Origin of the sequence: Amycolatopsis sp. cg9, from assembly GCF_041346945.1 — a bacterium.
Taxonomy (GTDB): Bacteria; Actinomycetota; Actinomycetes; order Mycobacteriales; family Pseudonocardiaceae; genus Amycolatopsis.
Map to the genome: position 1 here is coordinate 9,393,559 of NZ_CP166850.1, position 20,400 is coordinate 9,413,958.

At 73.2% G+C, this 20,400-nt stretch carries 19 protein-coding genes; 7 read left to right on the top strand and 12 right to left on the bottom strand.

The window, feature by feature from the left end; genetic code table 11:
- The first annotated feature begins 76 nt into the window (after positions 1 to 76).
- Positions 77 to 664: a TetR/AcrR family transcriptional regulator gene (locus AB5J73_RS43070; RefSeq protein WP_370965067.1), complete on the top strand. Its 588-nt coding sequence runs from the start codon at positions 77 to 79 to the stop codon at positions 662 to 664.
- On the opposite strand, the gene AB5J73_RS43075 is transcribed toward AB5J73_RS43070, so the two are convergent.
- Both AB5J73_RS43075 and AB5J73_RS43080 read right to left on the bottom strand, forming a co-directional pair.
- Complete coding sequence (locus tag AB5J73_RS43075) at positions 661 to 1,761, bottom strand: Gfo/Idh/MocA family protein (RefSeq protein ID WP_370965069.1); 1,101 nt, start codon at positions 1,759 to 1,761, stop codon at positions 661 to 663. The genes AB5J73_RS43070 and AB5J73_RS43075 overlap by 4 nt on opposite strands.
- Positions 1,758 to 2,492, bottom strand: a complete 735-nt coding sequence (locus AB5J73_RS43080) for a sugar phosphate isomerase/epimerase family protein (RefSeq protein ID WP_370965071.1) — start codon at positions 2,490 to 2,492, stop codon at positions 1,758 to 1,760. The genes AB5J73_RS43075 and AB5J73_RS43080 overlap by 4 nt, the downstream gene beginning before the upstream one ends.
- A gap of 197 nt (positions 2,493 to 2,689) precedes the next feature.
- Here AB5J73_RS43080 and AB5J73_RS43085 point away from each other — a divergent pair, with 197 nt between their 5' ends.
- Together AB5J73_RS43085 and AB5J73_RS43090 are read left to right on the top strand one after the other, a co-directional pair.
- Complete coding sequence (locus AB5J73_RS43085) at positions 2,690 to 2,884, top strand: hypothetical protein (RefSeq protein ID WP_370965073.1); 195 nt, start codon at positions 2,690 to 2,692, stop codon at positions 2,882 to 2,884.
- 77 nt (positions 2,885 to 2,961) lie between these two features.
- Positions 2,962 to 3,807 carry an SAM-dependent methyltransferase gene (locus AB5J73_RS43090; RefSeq protein ID WP_370965075.1) on the top strand — a complete coding sequence of 282 codons (846 nt, stop codon included), beginning with the start codon at positions 2,962 to 2,964 and terminating at the stop codon, positions 3,805 to 3,807.
- On the opposite strand, the gene AB5J73_RS43095 is transcribed toward AB5J73_RS43090, so the two are convergent.
- From AB5J73_RS43095 to AB5J73_RS43110, 4 genes are all read right to left on the bottom strand, one after another.
- Complete coding sequence (locus AB5J73_RS43095) at positions 3,804 to 6,659, bottom strand: RICIN domain-containing protein (protein WP_370965077.1); 2,856 nt, start codon at positions 6,657 to 6,659, stop codon at positions 3,804 to 3,806. The two genes, AB5J73_RS43090 and AB5J73_RS43095, sit on opposite strands and share 4 nt — an antisense overlap.
- 95 nt (positions 6,660 to 6,754) lie before the next feature.
- Positions 6,755 to 7,717, bottom strand: a complete 963-nt coding sequence (locus tag AB5J73_RS43100; RefSeq protein ID WP_370965079.1) for an ABC transporter permease — start codon at positions 7,715 to 7,717, stop codon at positions 6,755 to 6,757.
- A complete protein-coding gene (locus tag AB5J73_RS43105) occupies positions 7,705 to 8,559 on the bottom strand; it encodes an ABC transporter ATP-binding protein (protein WP_370965081.1) in 855 nt (284 codons plus the stop codon). Before AB5J73_RS43105 ends, AB5J73_RS43100 begins: the two co-directional genes overlap by 13 nt.
- Before the next feature lie 105 nt (positions 8,560 to 8,664).
- Positions 8,665 to 9,054: a GntR family transcriptional regulator gene (locus tag AB5J73_RS43110; protein ID WP_370965083.1), complete on the bottom strand. Its 390-nt coding sequence runs from the start codon at positions 9,052 to 9,054 to the stop codon at positions 8,665 to 8,667.
- A 116-nt stretch (positions 9,055 to 9,170) separates the two neighbouring features.
- On the opposite strand from AB5J73_RS43110, the gene AB5J73_RS43115 reads away from it, so the two are divergent.
- The 3 genes from AB5J73_RS43115 (at position 9,171) to AB5J73_RS43125 (ending at position 12,641) form a co-directional block, all read left to right on the top strand.
- On the top strand, positions 9,171 to 9,944 hold the full coding sequence (locus tag AB5J73_RS43115; protein ID WP_370965085.1) for a cyclase family protein: 774 nt from the start codon (positions 9,171 to 9,173) through the stop codon (positions 9,942 to 9,944).
- On the top strand, positions 9,941 to 11,560 hold the full coding sequence (locus AB5J73_RS43120; RefSeq protein WP_370965087.1) for a thiamine pyrophosphate-binding protein: 1,620 nt from the start codon (positions 9,941 to 9,943) through the stop codon (positions 11,558 to 11,560). The genes AB5J73_RS43115 and AB5J73_RS43120 overlap by 4 nt, the downstream gene beginning before the upstream one ends.
- Before the next feature lie 91 nt (positions 11,561 to 11,651).
- Entirely contained in the window at positions 11,652 to 12,641 is a 990-nt protein-coding gene (locus AB5J73_RS43125; protein ID WP_370965089.1) for a hypothetical protein, read from the top strand.
- Here the strand turns inward: AB5J73_RS43125 and AB5J73_RS43130 are convergent.
- Both AB5J73_RS43130 and AB5J73_RS43135 read right to left on the bottom strand, forming a co-directional pair.
- Positions 12,638 to 13,369 (bottom strand): hypothetical protein, encoded by a 732-nt coding sequence (locus AB5J73_RS43130; RefSeq protein WP_370965091.1) that lies wholly within the window; start codon positions 13,367 to 13,369, stop codon positions 12,638 to 12,640. The genes AB5J73_RS43125 and AB5J73_RS43130 overlap by 4 nt on opposite strands.
- A gap of 1 nt (position 13,370) precedes the next feature.
- Positions 13,371 to 13,817, bottom strand: coding sequence for an Lrp/AsnC family transcriptional regulator (locus AB5J73_RS43135; RefSeq protein ID WP_125313818.1), 447 nt, complete (start codon positions 13,815 to 13,817; stop codon positions 13,371 to 13,373).
- 151 nt (positions 13,818 to 13,968) lie between these two features.
- Here AB5J73_RS43135 and AB5J73_RS43140 point away from each other — a divergent pair, with 151 nt between their 5' ends.
- Positions 13,969 to 17,361, top strand: a complete 3,393-nt coding sequence (locus tag AB5J73_RS43140; RefSeq protein ID WP_370965093.1) for an indolepyruvate ferredoxin oxidoreductase family protein — start codon at positions 13,969 to 13,971, stop codon at positions 17,359 to 17,361.
- On the opposite strand, the gene AB5J73_RS43145 is transcribed toward AB5J73_RS43140, so the two are convergent.
- The 4 genes from AB5J73_RS43145 to AB5J73_RS43160 form a co-directional block, all read right to left on the bottom strand.
- A complete protein-coding gene (locus AB5J73_RS43145) occupies positions 17,342 to 17,968 on the bottom strand; it encodes a response regulator (protein WP_370965095.1) in 627 nt (208 codons plus the stop codon). The genes AB5J73_RS43140 and AB5J73_RS43145 overlap by 20 nt on opposite strands.
- Positions 17,969 to 18,032: 64 nt before the next feature.
- Positions 18,033 to 18,998, bottom strand: coding sequence for a GlxA family transcriptional regulator (locus AB5J73_RS43150; RefSeq protein ID WP_370965097.1), 966 nt, complete (start codon positions 18,996 to 18,998; stop codon positions 18,033 to 18,035).
- A gap of 1 nt (position 18,999) precedes the next feature.
- Positions 19,000 to 19,506 (bottom strand): ATP-binding protein, encoded by a 507-nt coding sequence (locus AB5J73_RS43155; RefSeq protein ID WP_370965099.1) that lies wholly within the window; start codon positions 19,504 to 19,506, stop codon positions 19,000 to 19,002.
- Positions 19,507 to 19,714: 208 nt separating this feature from the next.
- On the bottom strand, positions 19,715 to 20,356 hold the full coding sequence (locus AB5J73_RS43160; RefSeq protein WP_370965101.1) for an FMN-dependent NADH-azoreductase: 642 nt from the start codon (positions 20,354 to 20,356) through the stop codon (positions 19,715 to 19,717).
- Positions 20,357 to 20,400 lie beyond the last annotated feature (44 nt).

Genomic DNA, 20,400 nt, shown 5'->3' on the forward strand with positions numbered 1-20,400 from the left:
GACGCTCACGCCGTTTGTGCGAAACACCGCTGCGGCATGATGGTGCCGTGCACGCCGCCGAGACCACCGTGTCCCCGTGACCGGGGGCTACCTGAAGGGCCGGATCCGCCGCGAGGACATCATCACGGCGGCCGCCGTGGCGTACGGCGAACTCGGCTACCACGGCTCGTCGCTGCGCGAGATCGCCAAGCGCGTCGGCATTTCGCACGCCGGTCTCCTCTACCACTTCCCCACCAAGGAAGCCCTGCTCGCCGCCGTGCTCGAACGCCGCGACGCCGACGACTCCGAGCGCGAGCAGCTCCAGGTGCCGGCCGGGCTGGAAGTCCTGCGCCACTTCGTCGCACTGGCCGAGCACAACGTCCGCCACCCCGGGATCGTCGACCTCTACTCGCGGCTGGCCGCCGAAGCGGTCGCGCCGGACCACCCCGCGCACGACTACTTCCAGCGCCACTACCGGGCCGCCCGCGAAGGCGTGCACGAGTCGTTCGAGGTCCTCGCGGCCCGCGGCCAGCTGCGGTCCGGTGTCGACCCCGGGCTGGCGGCGCTGACGTTCATCGCGCTGATGGACGGCCTCCAGGTGCAGTGGCTGACCGTGCCCGGCGACGTGGACCTGGTCGGCTCGCTGCGTTTCTACCTGCAGAACCTGCTCACCGTCCCGTTCTAGAGGGTCTTCGCGTACGGGTCCCATTCCGGCGGCAGCAGCGGCGGGACCTCGACCGTGCTCGCGACTTCCACGCTCTGGCCGCGGGTCATGGACTCGTCGATGGCCAGCATCGCGTCGAGCACGTGGTAGCCGAGCTCGCCGGACGCGCGTTCGGGCACCCCGGCCCGGATCGCCCGCGCCAGCTCCAGCGCGCCGGTGCCGCGGGACGCCGCGTGCCCGGCCGCCGCCAGCTCTTCCGGTTCCTCCTGCCCGAGCAGGTGCAGCCGGGTCGGCTCGTCGAACCGGTTGGGGTCGGGCAGGACGGCCGTGCCGAGCGTGCCGGTCAGCTCGACCAGCCCGGTCCGCTTGAGCGCCGAGTCGAAGCTCAGCACCAGCTGGGCGGACCCGCGCTCGAACTCGACGAGCGCGGTGACCGTGGTCGGCACCAGCACCGGGAACTCCGTCCCGGCCCGCGGCCCGGACCCGACGACCCGGGTGTCCCGCGCCCGCCCGCCGGCCCCGGTGACCCGCCGGACCGGGCCCAGCAGGTGCACCAGCGCCGTCAGGTAGTACGGGCCCATGTCGAGCAGCGGCCCGCCGCCCGGCTGGTAGTAGAACTCCGGTGCCGGGTGCCACACCTCCGGGCCCGGCACCTGGAACAGCGCCAGTGCGGTCAGGGGACGGCCGATCCGGCCCGCGTCGACGGCCCGGCGCGCGGTCTGCAGTGCGGCGCCGAGGACGGTGTCCGGGGCGCTGGCGACGCGCAGGTTCTTCTCCCGTGCCCGATCGAGGAGCTTGCGGCCGGTCTGGCGGTCCAGTGCGAGGGGCTTCTCCGCCCAGACGTGCTTGCCCGCTTCGAGGGCGGCGAGCCCGACCTCGACGTGCGCGACCGGCACGGTCAGGTTGACGACCAGCTCGACGTCCGGGTCGGCGAGCAGCTCGGCCACCGTGCCCGACCGCGGCACGCCGTACTCGGCCGCGCGCGCCGCCGCGCGCCCGGTGTCGAGGTCGGCGATCCGCAGCACGCGGACGTCCGGGAAGCCGGTGAGGTTTTCGAGGTAGGTGCCGCTGATGACGCCGGCGCCGACGAACCCGACGCCGACCGGGCCGCCGGTCACCGGCCCGCGCCGGTCAGGAAGGCGTGGCTGGCGGCGATGGCTTCGAACAGGTCGCCGTCGTAGGCGTCGAACTCGATCACGCGCAGCGCGGCCGGCGCGGCGGCCAGCACTTCGGCGACCGGCACCCGGCCCTGCCCGGCGGGGACCTGGCCGGTGGCGTCGGTGGCGAGCCCGCCGTCCTTGACGTGGATCGCGCGGACCCGGTCGCCGAGCCGCCGCAACAGGGCGGGCGCGTCCTCGCCGCCGGCGGTGGCCCAGTAGGTGTCGACCTCCAGCGCGACGGCCGGGTCGAGCTGGTCGGCGAGGACCTCGAACGCGCTGCGGCCGCCGATCCGGGACGTCAGCTCCCACCAGTGGTTGTGGTAGCCCACGCGCACGCCGTGCTCGGCCGCGAGCTTGGCGGCCGCGTTGAGCGCCTCCGCCGTCGCCGCGATGTCGCCGGAGTTCTGCCACTGCTCGGGCTTGACCAGCGGGTCGATCACCAGGCCGATGCCCAGCTCGGCGGCCGCGGCGAACACCGCCGCCTGGTCGGCGCCGAGCAGGCGGGCGTGCGCGGTCGGCGCGGTCAGGCCGTTCGCGGGCAGCCCGGCCCGCAGCGCCTCGGCGTTTTCGACGACGCCGTACGGCTCCACCTGCGTGAAGCCGATCGCGGCGAGCCGCCGGAGGGTGTCGGCGGGATCGGCCGCGAAGGCGTCGCGGACCGAGTACAGCTGCACGGAAAGGTCGCTCATCCCCAGCTCCTGAAGTCACGTGGGCCCTGCCAAATTTCTACCACTCGGTCAGAATTGGCACCAGGGAATCGGCGCCCGGTCCACCGGACGGCGGCACGACGTGCCCGGCGTCACGACGGCCCGTGTTTTGGCAAGCCGCCGTTGGGGCAGTAACGCCGGTGAGCGGACGGAACGAACCGACGCGGGAGGTGCCGGCAGTGGACAGGACAGGGGACGAAGTGGACACGGGGGCCATCGGCCACCCGGGCTCCCGTCGCGACCTGACGGAACTGTCCGAGGCCGCGCGCGACCTCGACCGCCGGATCGAACAGCACCTCGAGCGGCTGCGCCGGGAACGCGCCGAGCGCGCCCGCGACGACATCCCGGACCAGCGGCTGCGCCCGAGCGGCTGACCTCGCCTTCACCGCCCGGACGCGACCTACTACGCTGGGTGGCGCACCGCCACCCGCCGAAGTCCTGCGAGGTCGCCATGTCCGAGACCCTGTCCCCGAGCCAGAAGCCGGTGGGAGTCGATCCCGACCGGCCGAGCATCGCGCGGATCTACGACGGGTTCCTCGGCGGCAACAACTACTACGAGGTCGACCGCGTGGTGATGGAGAAGATCCGCACCGCGGTCCCGGAAGCGGTCGACATCGCCCGCGGCAACCGCGGGTTCCACAACCGCGCGCTGCGGATGCTGGCGGCGCAGACCGGCATCCGGCAGTTCCTCGACTGCGGCTCCGGCCTGCCGACCGCGGAGAACACGCACCAGATCGTCCAGCGCATCGACAAGGACCACACGGTCGTCTACGTCGACAACGACCCGGTGGTTCTCGCGCACGGCCGCGCGCTGCTCGTCGAGAACGACTTCACGCACATGGTCGAAGCGGACATCTTCAAGCCGGAAGCGGTGCTCGGGAACGACGACGTGCGGCAGCACATCGACTTCTCCGAGCCGGTCGCGCTGCTGCACGTCGGCACCATGCACCACTTCGAGGGCGACGGCGCCGTCGACGTCATGCGCGAGTACATCGACGCGCTCGCCCCGGGCTCCTACGTGGTCCTGTCGCACTTCTTCGACCCCGAAGTGCCGGAGCTGACCGAGATCGCCAAGCGCATCGAGCAGATCCTCGTCCAGGGTCCGCTGGGCGCCGGCCGGTTCCGCACCCGCCCCGAGATCGAAGCCATGCTGCCGGGGCTCGAGTTCGTCCAGCCCAACGCCACTTCGGAGCCGGGGCTGGCCGTGTGCGACGAGTGGTGGCCGGACGGCCCCCGCCTCACCCCGCTGTCCGGTTCGGCGAAGTGCGTGGCGGGGATCGTCGGCGTCAAGCGCTAACGGAGCCGCCACAGGTGGTCGGCGGTCCCGGTGTCGCCGAACTGCACCACCTGGGCGCTGTCCGCCGTGGACATCACGTCGACGCCGAGCACCTTGCCGGAGTTGCGGTTCACGATCCGGAACCAGCCGCTGCCGTCGTCGCGCAGGCGCCACTCGTGGTCGGGCGTGCCGTTGTCGGTGAACTGGACGACGATCGCGCTGTCCGCTGTGGACATCCGATCGACGCCCAGCACCTTGCCCGAGTTGGCGTTGCGGATCAGGAACCAGCCGGCCGCCGTGGGCTCGAACGTCCACCGGTGGTCCGCGGTGCCGTTGTCGGCGAACTGCACCACCCGTGCACTGTCCGCCGTGGACATCCGGTCGACGCCGAGCACCTTGGCGGAGTTGCGGTTCTCGATCCGCACCTGCCCGTCCGGCACCAGCTGCCACAGGTGATCGGGTGTCCCGGAGTCGGCGAACTGCACCACCTGCGCGCCGTCCGCGGTCGACATCCGATCGACGCCGAGCACCTTGCCGGAGTTGCGGTTCTTCAGCCGCCACCAGCCGTCGCCGCTGTCGACCGGCTGCCACAGGTGGTCCGCCGTCCCGTTGTCGGTGAACTGCACGACGATCGCACCGTCCGCTGTGGACATCCGATCGACACCCAGCACCTTGCCCGAGTGGTGGTTGCGGATCCGGTACCAGCCGTCGCCGTTCGCGACCAGGTGCCAGACGTGGTCGTCGGTGCCGTTGTCGGCGAACTGGACCACCCGCGCACTGTCCGCCGTGGACATTTGATCGACGCCGAGCACCTTGCCGGAGTTGCGGTTGACGATCCGGAAGCCCGCTCCCCCGCCGCCGGCCGGCCACGGGTTCCCGTCCGGCGAAGCGGTCGGGAACGCCGTGATCCGCAGCCGCGCCGCGCCCATCGGGATCAGCGTGACCGTCTCCACCGGGGCGTCGCTGCGGGCCGGTGACGCCTGCAGCGGAGTGACGACGTCCTGGTCGTCCGCGGTCCACTCGGCGATCTTCCGCGCGGTCGCGGTGATCTTGACCGGCGCCGCGTCCGGAGTGAACGGGTTGGCCGGGAGCGCCCCGCCGGCCGCGGCGAAGGTCAACGCCGTGTCCGGGGCCAGTCCGTAGTTCCACGGCGTCGTCGCGTGCACCGCGTACTCGGGGAACTGCGCGGTCCCGCCGAGCCGCTCGTAGCTTTCGCCGATCTTCAGCGAGTACGTCAGCGGCCCGTGGTCGACGGACACGGAACCGTGGTTCGCCTGCCACGTCCGCAGGGTCGTGCGCTGCGGGAGCGTCAGCGTGACGACGTCGCCGTTCGTCCAGGTCCGGTCGACCTTGACGAACGACGGCCCGGCCGCCGCCGCGACCGGCGCGCCCGCGACGGTGAGCCGCGGCGCCGCGCACCAGGCCGGGATCCGGAAGTAGAGCGGGAACGCCAGCCGCTTCGGCGTCCGGACCGTGAAGGTGACCAGCTCGGAGAACGGGTAGGTGGTGTCCTCGGCGATGGTCACGGCGGTGCCGTCGCCGACCTTCGCCGTGACGCTGCTCGCGGAGTACATCGCCGCGGCGAGCCCGTTGTCCGGCGTGGCGAGCCAGAGTTCTTCGGTGAAGTACGGCCAGCCCATGCCGTAGTTGTGCGGGCAGCAGCGGTACTGGTCGACGCCCGGCAGGTAGGCCTGCATCGCGAAGCCGTTCTGGAACTGGCCTTCGCTCTTGGGCACGTTGTCGAGGTCGACGCTGTTGGCGCTGGTGATGTAGTGCACCGCGCGCCCGTCCGGGTCGAGCGAGGCGGGCAGGGAGTTGAAGGCCAGGTCCTCGCAGCGGTCCGCCCACACCGGGTCGCCGGTCAGCCGGGTGAGCAGCTGGTGACTGGCCATGAACTCGACGATCCCGCAGGTTTCGAAGCCCTGCCGCGGGTCGCCGAAGCCCGGCCGGGCGTTCTCGTCGCCGGCGAACCCGCCGCCGGGGAACTGGCCGTAGGTGGCCATGACCGTGTCGTAGTCGGCGTAGGTGGCCTGGGTCAGGCTCGCGTTGCCGGACCGCAGCGCGTACTGGGCCGGTTCGCGGAAACCCTGGGCGATGTTGACGTTGTGCAGGCTCGGGAGGTTGTTCACCCAGCTCGCGCCGTAGGCGTGGATCTTGTCGGCGAGGTCGAGCAGGAACGGGTCGCCGGTGCGGTTGAACAGCCAGAACACGCTGTCCAGGCCGTCGCCCCAGCGGACGGACACCCAGCTGGAGTCGAACGCGCTCTTGCCCTGGGCGTTCATGTAGCGGAGGAAGCGGGTGAGGAACGGGACGATCCGCGCGTCGCCGGTGTACTCCTGCCAGGAACGCAGCGCCTGCAGCAGCGGCAGGTACGGCCAGAAGTCGGGGCCGTTGTTCAGCGCGGTGCGCAGGGCCGCCGGGCCGAAGAACCCGTCGGACTGCTGGGTGGCGAGGATGGCGTCGATCCACTTGGCGGCGGTGGCTTTCGCGGTGGCGTCGCCGGTGACCGCGGCGAGGTCGACGTAGCCGCGCAGCCAGTACGGCACTTCCTCCCAGCCGCCGCGCTCCGGGTGGACCCAGCCGCTGGTCGCGAAGTCGAGGAAGTGCGACGTCTCGGCGTAGTGCCCGCAGAGGCCGTCGAGCTGGAGCCGCAGCTGCCCGGCGAGCCAGCCGCGGGCGGTGACGGCGCCGGGCGGGAGCTTGAGGAAGGCGGTGGGCCGCAGCGGCGCCGCGTTCGGCGTGTAGAGGCCGCCGTACGCGGGGGCGACCGTCCGGCGGCGCAGCGCGCCGGCGACGGCGTCCGGTGCGTTCGCCCCGGTCAGCAGCGTGGCGGCGACGGCTCCGGTGACGAACTGCCTGCGGCTCAGCGACACGGGTATCAGCCTCCGCTCGTCGTTACAACGTTGTAAAAGCAGTCTTACCCGGTTGATACAACGTTGTAAATCCGCCGTTCGTCGGCGCCGCGGGGTCAGGCGATGGTGCGGATGCGGCGGATCGCGAAGTAGACCAGCGCCGCCGTCAGCACCGCGAAGATGCCGGTTTCGATGGCTTGGAACGCCCAGAACCGGTCCCCCGGCTGGAATTCCAGCCAGTTGGCCGTGCCGGGGTCGGCCGGGCACTGCCCGGCCGGGCACGGGCCGATCCGGGCCTGCGGGAGCACCACCCGCCCCGCCTCGTCGCGGACGCTCTGGGTCAGGACCCAGTCGCCCGACGCCGGGTTCGGCGTCTGCGTGCCGGCCGGGGAGAAAGTCCGCACCTGCGCCGGCAGGTAGCGCGGCCGGGCGAGGACCTCGACCGCGACGCGGACCACCGCGTACCCGGCCAGCGCGAGCGCCATCGCCGGGACCACGCGCCGCCAGTACGTCCCCGCGAAGATCCCCAGCGCCAGCGCGAAGAGCGTGTACACCACCGGCACGATGCCCTGGACGTCGAACGCGAGGAAGGCGAGCCGGCCGGTGCTCGCGGTGACCAGCGGCTCGAACCACCACGACACGCCCAGCGCGTACCCGGCCGCCAGTACCGCCGTGATCGCGCCGGTCAGGCCGAACGTCGTGAGCGCCCACCGCAGCCGGCTCACACCCTGGGTCCACACCAGGCGGTGGGTGCCCTGCTCGACCTCGCGGGCCACCAGCGGCGCGCCGAAGAACACGCCGACCAGCGCCGGCAGGACCACGAACAGGACGGCGACGAACTGCAGGTTCCCGAACTCCCGCTGGAACTGGTGGCTGAGGCTTTCGCACCGCGCCACCGCTTCGGTCTGCGTGACCATCGACGCGGTGCCGAGCGCCGCGCGGCACGCCCCGAGGCCGTAGCCGTCGAACTTCTCGCGCATCGCCAGTCCCGTCGGCACCACGACCGCGGCGAGCAGGCCGAACACGACGAGCGTGAACAGCGCGGGCTTGCGGTGGCGGCGCCAGGTCAGCCAGAGCACGCGGGCACCTCCGCCGCGCCGAGGTGCCCGAGCACCAGGTCTTCCAGGCCGACTTCATGCTCTGTCCACAGTGGATCGATCGGCCCGGCGCGGCGCACCAGCAGCGTCGCCTGGCGTGCGGAGTGGTGAGCGCGGATGATCTGCGCGACGCCCGCGATGTCGTCGCTGCCGGCCCGCGGGCCGACGACCGTGCGGTGCGCGTCGAGCAGTTCGTCGACCGGCCCGGCCAGCCGGACGCGGGCGTCCTGGAGCACGATCAGGTGATCACAGGTGCGTTCGAGGTCGGTCAGCAGGTGCGACGACAGCAGCACGGTGGTCCCGTCCTCGGCCACCGCGCCCATGAGCGTCCGCAGGAACTCGCGGCGGGCCAGCGGGTCCAGGCTCGCGATGGGTTCGTCGAGCAGGAGGAGCCGCGGCCGCTTGGCCAGCGCGAGCGCCAGCGCGACCTGTGCGCGCTGCCCGCCCGAGAGCTTGCCGGCCGGCCGGTCCGGCGGAACGCCGGCGAGCCGCTCCCGCGCCGCCGCGGCGTCCCAGCGGCGGTTGAGCTTGCCGCCCATGGTGATCAGCTCGGCGGTGGTGAAGTCCCGGTAGAGCGGGGTGTCCTGAGCGACGAACCCGATTTCGGCGAGCGCGGCGGCGGGCGGGTGGCCGAACACCCGCACCTCGCCCGAATCCGGCCGCAAGAGCCCGGCGGCCAGGTGCAGGAGGGTGGTCTTACCCGCACCGTTCGGCCCGACGAGGGCGACGATCCGCCCGGCGGGGACGGCCAGTGCGCAGTCGCGCAGGGCCCAGGTGCGCCGGTAGCGCTTGCCCAGGCCGCGGGTTTCGACCGCCAGCTCCATCCCGGCCCCCTAGTGCCAGCGCGGCAGCGGAGTGCCGCGCGCCGGCCCACGCCCCCACGAACCGCGCACCGACGTTTCGACCGCCAGCTCCATCTCCGGCCCCCACTACGCGCGCGGCGCCGCTGTCCCGCGCACCGTCGTCTCGATCAGCGCCGCGATGTCGTCCGGCGTCATCCCCGCCGCCTCGGCGCGCTCCAGCCAGGCGACCAGCTCGTCCCGCAGGTGTGCCTGCGCGCCCAGGGACGGGCCGGCCAGGTCGCGCGTCACGAACGTGCCGACCCCCGGCCGTCCCTCGGCCAGGCCTTCGAGGACCAGCTCGCGGTAGGCCTTGAGCACCGTGTTCGGGTTGATCGCCAGGTCCTGGGCGACGTCGCGGACCTTCGGCAGCTGGTCGCCGGGGCGCAGCAGGCCGACCCGCAGCGCCTGCTTCACCTGCACGGCGAGCTGCATGTACGTGGCGACCCGGGAACGGCCGTCCAGGACGAACTCGATCACCGGACCTCCTACTGTCCTACGGCAGTAAGACAACACCGGGAAGCGCGGCGCTGTCAAGGCGGCTCCCGCGGGCATAGGGTCTCGACCGAGAGGCACACCGGCACCGGGAGGCAGGCATGTCGTTGTTGGACGGGCTGAGCGAGGCGATCACCTCGGGAGCGGTCGAGATCGTCGACCTCACCGCGCCCCTGAGCTCGAGCACGCCGATCCTGCAGTTGCCGGAGCCGTTCGCCAACACCATCCCCTTCCGCCTCGAAGAGATCAGCCGCTACGACGAGCGCGGGCCGCGCTGGTACTGGAACGACATCCACACCGGCGAGCACACCGGCACCCACCTCGACGTCCCGGTGCACTGGGTGTCCGGAAAGGACGGTCACGACGTCTCGCGGGTGCCGCTGAAGACGCTCGTCGCGCCCGCGGTCGTCCTCGACTTCTCCGCGCGGGCGGCGCAGGACCCGGACTTCCTGCTGTCCGTCGACGACGTCCGCGCCTGGACGGCCGAGCACGGGCCGCTGCCCGACGGCGGCTGGCTGCTCTACCGCACCGGCTGGGACGCGCGCAGCGAGGACCAGGGCGACTTCCTCAACGCCGACGAGACCGGGGCGCACTCCCCCGGCGTCTCGCCCGAGTGCGCGCGGTGGCTCGCCGAGGAAACGCCGATCACCGGCCTCGGTGTCGAGACCGTCGGGACCGACGCGGGGCAGGCACCCGCGCTCGAGCCGATGTTCCCCTGCCACGAACTCCTGCTGGGCGCGGGGAAGCACGGCCTGACGCAGCTGCGGAACCTGGCCGCGCTGCCGCCGACCGGGACGCTGCTGGTGGTCTCGCCGCTGCCGATCGTCGGCGGCTCCGGCAGCCCGGCGCGCGTGCTGGCGCTGGTGGAGCGGTGAACGTCGCGGAGCTCGTCGGCCGCACCCTCGCCGGCCTCGGCGCCGGCACCGCGTTCGGGGTGGTGGGCAGCGGCAACTTCGAGGTGACCAACGCGCTGCGCGCGGGCGGCGTCCGGTTCGTCGCCGCCCGCCACGAGGGCGGTGCCGCGAGCATGGCCGACGCCTACGCCCGGATGAGCGGGAAGGTGTCGGTGCTGTCGCTGCACCAGGGCTGCGGGCTGACCAACGCCGTCACGGGGATCACCGAAGCCGCCAAGAGCCGGACGCCGATGCTCGTGCTGACCGCCGACTCCGCGGGCGCGTCGGTGCTGTCCAACTTCCGCGTCGACCAGGACGGCCTGGCCGCCGCGGTCGGGGCGGTGCCGGAGCGCGTGCACTCGGCGGCGAGCGCGGTCGCCGACACCGTGCGGGCCTTCCGGACCGCGCGCCAGCAGCGGCGGACGGTCGTGCTGAACCTCCCGCTCGACGTCCAGGCCGCGCCCGCGCCCGCGCCGCCCCCGCTGCCGGCCGTCCCCGGCCCCGCGGCGGTGCGACCGGACCCCGCTTCGGTGGCCGCGTTCGCGGACCTCCTGGCGGCCGCCGAACGGCCGGTGTTCATCGCCGGCCGCGGCTCCCGCGGCAGCCGGGAACCGTTGCGGGAACTGGCTTCGCGGTGCGGTGCGCTGCTGGCGACGTCCGCCGTCGCGCACGGGCTCTTCCACGGCGACGAGTTCGCGATGGGCATTTCGGGCGGGTTCGCGTCGCCGGCCGCGGCCGAGCTGATCCTGGGCGCCGACCTCGTCGTCGGCTGGGGCTGCGCGCTGAACATGTGGACCACCTGGCACGGCAAGCTCCTCAGCCCGCACGCGAAACTCGTCCAGGTCGACGTCGAGCAGGCGGCCCTCGGCGCGCACCGGCCGGTCGACCTCGGCGTCGTCGGCGACGTCGCGGGCACCGCGGCCGAGGTGCTGGCCGTGGCGAAGGAGCGCGAGGGCTACCGCACCGAGTACGTCGCCGCCCGGATCGCGGCCGGGCGCTGGAACGACGTCGAGCACGAGGACCTGTCCCGCGGCGGGCGCATCGACCCGCGGACGCTGAGCAAGCTCCTCGACGAGCTGTTGCCGGCGGAGCGGATCGTCTCGATCGACTCCGGCAACTTCATGGGTTACCCGAGCGCCTACCTCTCGGTGCCCGACGAGCACGGATTCTGCTTCACGCAGGCGTTCCAGAGCATCGGGCTGGGCCTGGGCACGGCGATCGGCGCGGCGCTCGCCCGCCCGGACCGCCTGCCCGTACTGGGCACCGGCGACGGCGGGTTCCACATGGCACTGTCCGAACTGGACACCGCGGTCCGGCTGAAGCTGCCGCTGGTGGTCGTCGTCTACAACGACGCGGCCTACGGCGCGGAGATCCACCACTTCGGCGACGCCGACATGACGACGGTCCGCTTCCCCGACTCCGACCTCGCCGCCGTCGGCCGCGGCTTCGGCTGTGCGGGCGTGACGGTCCGGTCGGCCGAAGACCTGTTCGCGGTGCGCGAGTGGCTGGCCGGCCCGCGGACCGCGCCGCTGGTGATCGACGCGAAGATCGCCGACGACGGCGGTTCGTGGTGGCTCGCGGAGGCGTTCCGGCACTGACCCGGCCTTGACAACCGCCCGGCCCCGGCTGAATGCTGGTCGAGTTGTCTTACAGTCGTAAGACAGTGGGGGAACTAGTCATGGAGCCTCGATGCGACTCTTCCTGGCCGTCCTGGCGGCCGTCACCCTGTTCGCCGCACCGGCGGACGCGGGTCAGCCCCGCCCGCCCGCCGACCCCGCGGGCGCTCTCCTCGCCGCGTTCGACGACCACGCGATCGTCGCGAAGTCCAGCCCGGACGTCGGGCCGTTCCTGTTCGACCTCGTCCGCGACCCGCGCTTCCCCGGCCGCGTGAACGACATCGCCGTGGAGTGCGGGAATTCGCTGCTGCAGCCGTTGCTGGACAGCTACACCGCCGGCGGCGACGTCCCGGACATCAGCCGCGTCTGGCGCGACACGACCCAGCCGAGCTGCGGGTTCTCGACGTTCTACGAGCAGCTGTTCGCGCTGGTGCGGCAGGTCAACACGACGCTGCCCGCCGAGCGGAAGATCCGCGTGCTGGCGTGCGACCCGCCGGTCGACTGGAGCCGCGTCCAGGCCCCGGCCGACCTGGAGCCGTTCCTGGACCGCGACGCGACGATCACCTCGGTGGTCGAAACGCAGGTGCTGCGGAAGCACCGGAAAGTCCTGATGCTGTTCGGCCTCGGGCACCTCACGCACGACGGCGGCAGTGGCGCGGTCGCGCAGCTGGAGCGCGCGCACCCCGGGGCGGCGTACGTCGTCGCGGACCACCGCGGGTTCACCGCGGACAACGCCCGGCTCGAGCAGCGGCTGGGGTCGTGGCCCGCGCTGGTGCCGCTTCGGGGGTCTTGGCTGGGCGGGCTCGAGACGATGTACTTCCCGGTGAACCGCGACTACCCGCCGGGCACCCGGGGATACCCGGGCGTGGACGCGTACCTGTACGAAGGACCGGCGGCCACCCTGCTGCGTGAACCGCTGTCGGCGCGGGCGATCCTGGACACGAACTACCTGAACGAACTGCGGCGGCGGGCGACCGCGATCCAGGCCCCGCCGGACGGGCTCGAGTGGCCGGAGTTCTTCTTCGAGCGGGAGCGCACGTCCGGAGTCCTGCTGCGCGGCTAACGGACCGGGTGCGACACCCAGACGTTCGGCTCGACGTAGACCGCGAAGTCCTGGGCCGTCGAGACGAACACCGGGGCGAGCGCGCCCGGGACGGTCACGGCGCCGTCGCGGTCGAACGGCAGCCCCGTCCAGCGCCGCCAGTCCTCGAGCGGCGCCTGGACCGTCGCCGAGCAGGGGGCGACGGCTTCGATGCGGCCGCCCGCGCGGACGTGGGTGCGCAGCCAGCGGTCGGCGGGCAGCCCGTCCGCGCGGGTCTCCGCGGCGTACTCGCGCATCGGCCTCGACGGCACCGCCGCCTTGTCCGGCGGCCGGACCGGGATCACCAGCGACCCCAGTCCGGCCGCCGCCGCGGCTTCGCGCATCGCCGCCAGCACGGTGCCGGAGTGGCCACGGCCCTGGTGCTCCGGGTGCACGGCGATCTCCAGCGCGCCCGCGGTGTCCGGCTCGGCGTCGTCGAGCGCGTCCTCCGCGGCCCACACCGCCACCTCGTCCCAGCCGCGGGCGGGCAACTCCCCGCGGCCGCGGAACGGCACCATGATCCCGCGGGCGATCGGCTGCTCGTGCGCCAGCAACGCCACGACGAGGTGCGGCCAGCGGCGCGCCACCCGGCGGCCGCGCACCAGCAGGCTCGTGAGGCTGCCCGCCATGAACGCCGGCGAACCCGGCGGGTACGGGATGGCGTAGACGGCTTCGGCCAGGTCCGGCCGCCGCGCCAGCGTCGTGAGCACGTCAGCTGCCCCGGGACCACGACTCCAGCGCGATCAACGTCTTCGTCCCGGTCACCTGGTGGTGCCGCCGGATCTCGTCGATCGTCTTCTGCAGGTGGGCCATGTCGCGCACCCGCAGCCACACCAGCGCGTCCGGGTCGCCCGCGATCGTGAACACCGCCTGGGCCTCGGGCATGCGGGTCGTCGTGCGCAGGATCTCCGCGACCTTCGTGTTGCCGACGAAGCGCAGCTCGGTGAACGCCTCGATGCCCCAGCCCAGCTTCGCGTGGTCGACCTGGACCGTGAAGCCGGTGATCACGCCGGTCTCCCGCAGCCGGTCGATGCGGCGCTTGACCGCGGCCGTGGAGAGGGTGACGCGGCCGGCGATGTCGGACAGCGTCCGGCGGGCGTCCTCGCGCAGCAGGCCGAGGATCTCGTGGTCGGTCGCGTCGAGCAGCTCTTCGGGCATGCGCAGGAGCGTAACTCCGCGCAAAAAACCGAGCCAGCCGGCGCGTAGAGCCAAGGAAGTTTGCGTATAGGGTTCCGGAACGCCAACGCCTGTTGCGTCGCTGTGGCCGGCGTCGCACTGTGCCCGGAAGCACATCGAGAGGAGCCGCGCCGTGGAGACGTTCACGCTCGAAGACCGCTATCTGCGGGAGGCGGGAACCGTGCACCTGACCGGGGTGCAGGCCCTGGTCCGGCTGCTGTTCGACCGCGTCCGGCACGACCGCGCCCAGGGCGGCGACCCCGCCGTCTTCGTCTCGGGCTACGAGGGCTCCCCGCTGGCCGGGTACGACCTCGAGCTCGGCCGCCGCTCGACGCTGCTGGAGAAGCACGACGTCGTGCACCGGCCCGGGCTCAACGAGGAGCTGGCCGCGACCTCGGTGATGGGCAGCCAGCTCGTCGCGGGCGCCGGCGGGCAGCGCGGGGTCACCGGGTTCTGGTACGGCAAGGCCCCCGGCCTCGACCGGGCCTCCGACGCCCTCCGCCACGCCAACCTGGCCGGTACCGACCCGCGCGGCGGCGCGGTCGCGCTCGTCGGCGACGACCCGAACGCGAAGTCCTCGACCGTCCCCTGCGCGTCCGAGCTCGCCCTCGCCGACCTGGCGATCCCGATCCTCTACCCGGCCGACTCCCAGGACGTCCTCGACCTCGGCATGCACGCGGTCGAGCTGTCCCGCGCGGCCGGCGTGTGGACGTCGCTGAAGGTCGTCGCGAACGTCGCCGACGCGTCCGGCACGGCCACCGTGAGTCCGCGGTGGACCGCGCCGGAGATCGAGCGGGCGTACCGGCACACCCCGACGTCCCGGCTGCTCGGCACCAGCCTCGCCGAGCTGGAACGCAGCCTGTTCACCGTCCGGCTCCCGCTGGTCACCGATTACCTGCGCGCGAGCGGCGTCAACCGCATCACCGCGCGCGGGCCCGCCGACCGGATCGGCATCGTCTCCGCCGGCAAGTCCTACCTGGACCTCCAGCAGGCGCTGCGCGCGCTCGGCCTCGACGCGGGCGCCCTGGAAAAGTACGGGATCCGCGTGCTCAAGCTCGGCGCGATCCACCCGCTGGAGCCGTCGATCGTCCGCGAATTCGCCGACGGGCTCGAGGAAATCGTCGTCGTCGAGGAGAAGCGCTCGTTCGTCGAGTCCGCCCTCAAGGAGGTCCTCTACGGCGTTCCCGGCGCCCCCGCGGTCACCGGCAAGAAGGACCGCGACGGCCGCACGCTGTTCACCGAACTCGGTGAGCTGGAACCGGACGGCGTCGCGGCCGGGCTGGCCCGGCGGCTGCCCGGGGGCATCCCGTCGGTCGACGCCTTCAAGTCCCGCCGCCGCCGCGAGCGCATCTCGGTGCCGCTGCTCGCGCGGACGCCGTACTTCTGCTCGGGCTGCCCGCACAACTCGTCGACGAAGGTCCCGGAGGGCACGCTCGTCGGCGGCGGCATCGGCTGCCACACGATGGCCCTGTTCATGGAGCCCGACCAGGTCGGCACCGTCCTCGGCGTGACGCAGATGGGCGGCGAGGGCACGCAGTGGATCGGCATGGCGCCGTTCGTCGAGGCCGAGCACTTCGTGCAGAACATCGGCGACGGCACCTTCACCCACTCCGGCAGCCTCGCGGTCCGCGCGGCGGTCGCGGCCGGCGTCAACATCACCTACAAGCTGCTCTACAACTCCGCCGTGGCGATGACCGGCGGCCAGGACGCGGTCGGCGGGCTGCCGGTCGAGAAGGTCGCCGAGCTGCTCCTCGTCGAAGGCGCGAAGCGGGTCGTGATCACCAGCGACGCGCCCGCGAAGCTGCGGCGCCGCAAGCTCCCCGCCGGCGTCGAGGTGCGCGACCGCACGGAACTCCTGGCCACGCAAGAAGAACTCGCCGCCGTCAAGGGCGTCACCGTGCTGATCCACGAGCAGGAGTGCGCGGCCGAGAAGCGCCGGAAGCGCCGCCGCGGCAAGCAGACCACGCCGACGACCCGCGTGGTCATCAACGAGCGCGTCTGCGAAGGCTGCGGCGACTGCGGGACGAAGTCGAACTGCCTGTCCGTGCAGCCGGTGGCGACCGAGTTCGGCCGCAAGACCGCGATCCACCAGTCCTCGTGCAACGTCGACTACTCCTGCCTGGCCGGGGACTGCCCGTCGTTCGTCACCGTGGTACCGACCGGGAAGAAGCAGCGGCGCAAGCTGACCGAACTGGCCGCCGGCGCCGTTCCCGCGCCTCCGATGGCGGGCACGGACTTCACCGTGCGGATCACCGGCATCGGCGGTACCGGCGTGGTCACCGTGACGCAGATCCTCGCGACGGCGGCGGTGCTCGACGGGCGGCACGTCCGCACGCTCGACCAGACCGGGCTGGCGCAGAAGGGCGGCGCCGTCGTCTCCGACCTCAAGGTGACGGCGGAGCCGGTCGAGCAGGCACCGAAGCTCGCCGCCGGCGAGTGCGACCTGTACCTGGCGTGCGACGCGCTCGTCGGGGCGGACGCGACGAACCTCGCCGTGGCGGACGCCGCGCGGACGACCGCCGTCGTGTCGACCACCGAGGTCCCGACCGGGCGGATGGTCGTCGACACGACGGTGTCCTTCCCGGCCCCCGGCAGCGTCCTCGCGCCGCTGGAGGCCGCGGCCGCGCGGACGGTTTCGCTCGACGCCCGCGGCCTGGCCGAGGAGCTCTTCGACGACGACCAGTTCGCCAACGTGCTCCAGCTGGGCGCCGCCTACCAGACCGGCGCGATCCCGCTGCCGGCGTCGGTGATCGAGCGCGCGATCGAACTGAACGGCACCGCGGTGCAGGCGAACCTGCAGGCGTTCCGCCGCGGCCGTCAGCTCGTGGCCGAGCCCGAGGCGCTCACGACGGCCCCGGCGCCGGCGCGCCCGGTCGCGCAGCCGTCCGCACGCAAGCTGGTGCACGCCGAGCCCGGCTCCGAGCTGGCGCGGCTGCTGGACGTCCGGATCCCGGACCTGGTCGCCTACCAGGACAAGCGGTACGCCCGCGCGTACGCCGAGTTCGTCGAGCGGGTGCGGGTGCTGGAGGACGGGCCGACGGAGATCACCGAGGCCGTCGCGAAGCACCTGTACAAGCTGATGGCGTACAAGGACGAGTACGAGGTCGCCCGGCTGTCGCTCGACCCGGCGTTCACCGACGGCCTCGCGGAGCAGTTCGGCGAAGGCACGACGTACGCCTACCGGCTGCACCCGCCGGTGCTGCGGGCCCTCGGCATGAAGCGCAAGATCAGCCTCGGCCCGTGGTTCCGCCCGGGGTTCCGGCTGCTGCACGCACTGCGCAAGCTGCGCGGCACGCGGCTCGACCCGTTCGGCCGCGCCGAGGTGCGGCGGGTGGAGCGCGAGCTGGTCGAGGACTACCGCGGCACGATCCTGACCGCGTTCCGCGCGTCCGACGTGGACCGGGCCCGGGTGCTCGCGCTGGCCGAGCTGCCCGACCTGGTGCGGGGCTACGAAGACGTCAAGCTGGCCAACGTGGCGCGGTACCGGGAGAAGCAGGCGGAGCTGCTCACGCTCGTAAGTAGCTGAGCATCGCGGTGGCCTGGCCGGGGACGCGCAGCTTCGCGCTGACGTCCCCGGCGTGCTGCCGGGCGGCGTCGGTGCCGATGCCGAGCAGCCGCCCGATGGTCGGCACCGAGTGCCCCTCGGCCAGCAGCGCGACGACCTCGCACTCGCGGTCGGTCAACGCCGCCACCGGATCGCCGGGACGCCGCCGTGCCAGCTGGACCGCCACGACGTCCCGGTCCAGCACCGTGCCGCCGGCGGCGACGCGCCGGAGGGCGTCGAGGAACTCGTCGGGCTTGCCGACGCGCTCCTTGAGCAGGTACCCGGCGCCGCCACCACCGGCGGCCAGGAGGTCGCCCGCGTAGCCGTCTTCGACGAACGCGGACAGCGCGAGGATCGCGAGCCCCGGCACCCGGCGCCGCGCTTCGAGGGCGGCGCGGAGCCCTTCGTCGGTGAACGTCGGCGGCAGGCGGACGTCGACGACGGCCAGGTCCGGCGCCGCCGCCACGACCGACGCCACCAGGTCACCCGGGTGGTCGACGGCCTCGACCACCTCGAAGCCCTCGCTGCGCAGGAGCAGCACGAGCCCCTCCCGCAACAGGGCGTCGTCCTCCGCGATCACGATGCGCACGGCGGCAGCCTCCTCCAGTCCACGCACTCCCCTGCTTGATGCACGGACGCGCGGCCGGAAGCGTTCAGCCGATGCCCGTGGTCCGGAACCGGGCCCGGTAGTCGCTCGGCGTGACGCCGAGACCCCGGACGAAGGCGCGCCGGAGGGTCTCCGCGGTGCCGAAGCCCGCCCGCCGCGCCACCACGTCCAGCGGGTCGGTCGTGCGCTCCAGCTGCTGCTGCGCGGACTCCAGCCGGACCTGCTCGACGAACCGCGCCGGGGTGCGGCCGAGCTCTTCGCGGAACAGGCGGGTCAGGTGCCGGGTGCTGACGCCGGCGCGGGCGGCCAGGTCGCCGAGGGTGTGCGGGGCCGCCGGGTCGGCCGCGACGGCGTCGAGGACCCCGCGCAGCAGCTCCGTGCGCGGGCGGCCGGTCTTCAGGCGGACGCTGAACTGCGACTGGCCGCCCGGGCGTTGCAGGAAGACGACGAGGTGCTTGGCGACCAGGCGGGCCACCTCGGCGCCGAGGTCCTCTTCGACCAGCGCCAGTGCCAGGTCGATACCCGACGTGACGCCGGCCGAGGTGATGACCGGGCCGTCCTTGACGAAGATCGCGTCGCCGTCGACGCGGACGCGCGGGAAGCGCCGGGCGAGCTGGTCGGTGAGGTCCCAGTGCGTGGTGGCGCGCCGGCCGTCGAGGACGCCGGCCGCGGCGAGCGCGAAGGCGCCCGCGCACACCGACGCCGTCCGGGCCGCGCCGTCGGCGAGCCGGCGGATCTGGGCGACGAGCCCGGCGTCGGCGATCGTCCGGGCCCATTCGGGACCGCCGGGCACCAGCACGGTCGCCCCGCGCGGATCCGCCGCCGCGAGGTCGAGGTCGGCCCCCAGCCGCGTGCCGGTGTTGGTGCGGACATCGGTGCCGCCGGGTGACGCCGTCGAGAGCCGGTAGCGGCCGCCGTGCGCGTTGGCCTCGGCGAAGACCTCCAGCGGGCCCGAGACGTCGAGCAGCCGGACGCCGTCGTAGAGGACGACGAGGACGGGCCGGGCGCGCACGTCAGCCGTCGGCGGACCAGCCGCTCAGCCGGGTCAGCAGGCGCTCCAGCACCTGCGGGTCCGCGGCCACCGGATCGCCGGAGACGGGCTCGTCGACCAGGGTGCGGCGGTCCTGCCGCCGCGGGAGGCGCACCTGCCGCGCGTTCATCCCGCCGGGCAGCGCCAGCTCGCACCAGGTCGTGCGGGCCCCGCCGACGCCGTGTTCGACGCCCACGCGTTCGCCGGGCCCGGCCTTCGGCTCCGGCAGCCCGGGGACGTCGTCGTCGACCTCGACCAGCAGCACCTCGGCGCTCAGCCGCAGCCGCAGCGTCACGAAGGGCGGCGCCTTCGGGTTCCCGGCCTCGATCACGGCCTCGACCAGCCGTCTGGCGGCCGCGGTCGCCTGCTCCAGCATGGGCCGCAGGGACCAGTCGGTGAGAATCAGGCGGACGAACAGCTCGGTGACCGGCAGCGCGCTGGGCTGCGCGACGAGCCGGATGTCGTCCATCTGGGAGGTGTGCGCGCTCAAACCTGACCTTCCTCACCCAGGTGCGGCCGCTCCAGGGCCGCAACATGCCAACCCGCCCGCGGCGGCACGGTACCGCCCGCGTCCGGCGCCGCCGCCGTCGGGTCCCCAGGTGAAGCGCCCCAATGTGGCGTTCGGTGCATCCAGCGCACCCAATGTGGCGTTCGGTGCGTCAGACGCAACCAACGCCACATTGGGGCGCTTGGGCGGGTCAGACGCGGGCCGGGAGCCAGAGCTCGTCGATGGTGCGCTCCGCCGTCGCCAGGCTCGCGTCGGCCAGCGGGATGAGCTCCGCCATCGCCGGGTTGACGTGGGCCAGCGTCAGCTCCGCCGTGATGAAGCGCGGCTCCAGGCCGGTCAGCGAGACGCCGTGCGGGAGCCACTGCTCGGCGTGGTCCCAGCCTTCGCGGGGCGTGCCCTCGCCGTAGCCGCCGCCGCGGGACGCCAGCACGATGAACTCGCGGCCGCCGAGCAGGCCGGTCTGCGTTTCGTGGTCGACCGAGAGGCCGGGTGCGATCAGGTGGTCGACCCAGGTCTTGACGCTGCTCGGCGCGCCGAAGTTGTACAGCGGCAGGCCCAGCAGCACGGTGTCGGCCGCCTTGATCTCGCCGACCAGTTCGGCGGTCCGCGCCCACGCGGCCGCCTGCTCGGGCGTGTGCTGGTCCGGCGGCACCATGCCGGCCAGGCCGCTCGCGGAGTCGATGTGGGGCAGCGGGTGCGCGCCCAGGTCGCGGTAGGTGACGGTGCCGTCCGGGTGCGCCGAGCGCCACGCCGCCGCGGCCCGCGCGCTGAGCCGGCGGCTCACCGAGCGCTCGCCCTGAATGCTCGAGTCGATGTGGAGGAGATGCGCCATGTCGTTAGCCGCCCATAGATCGTTGGTGTAAGACAAACCATTAA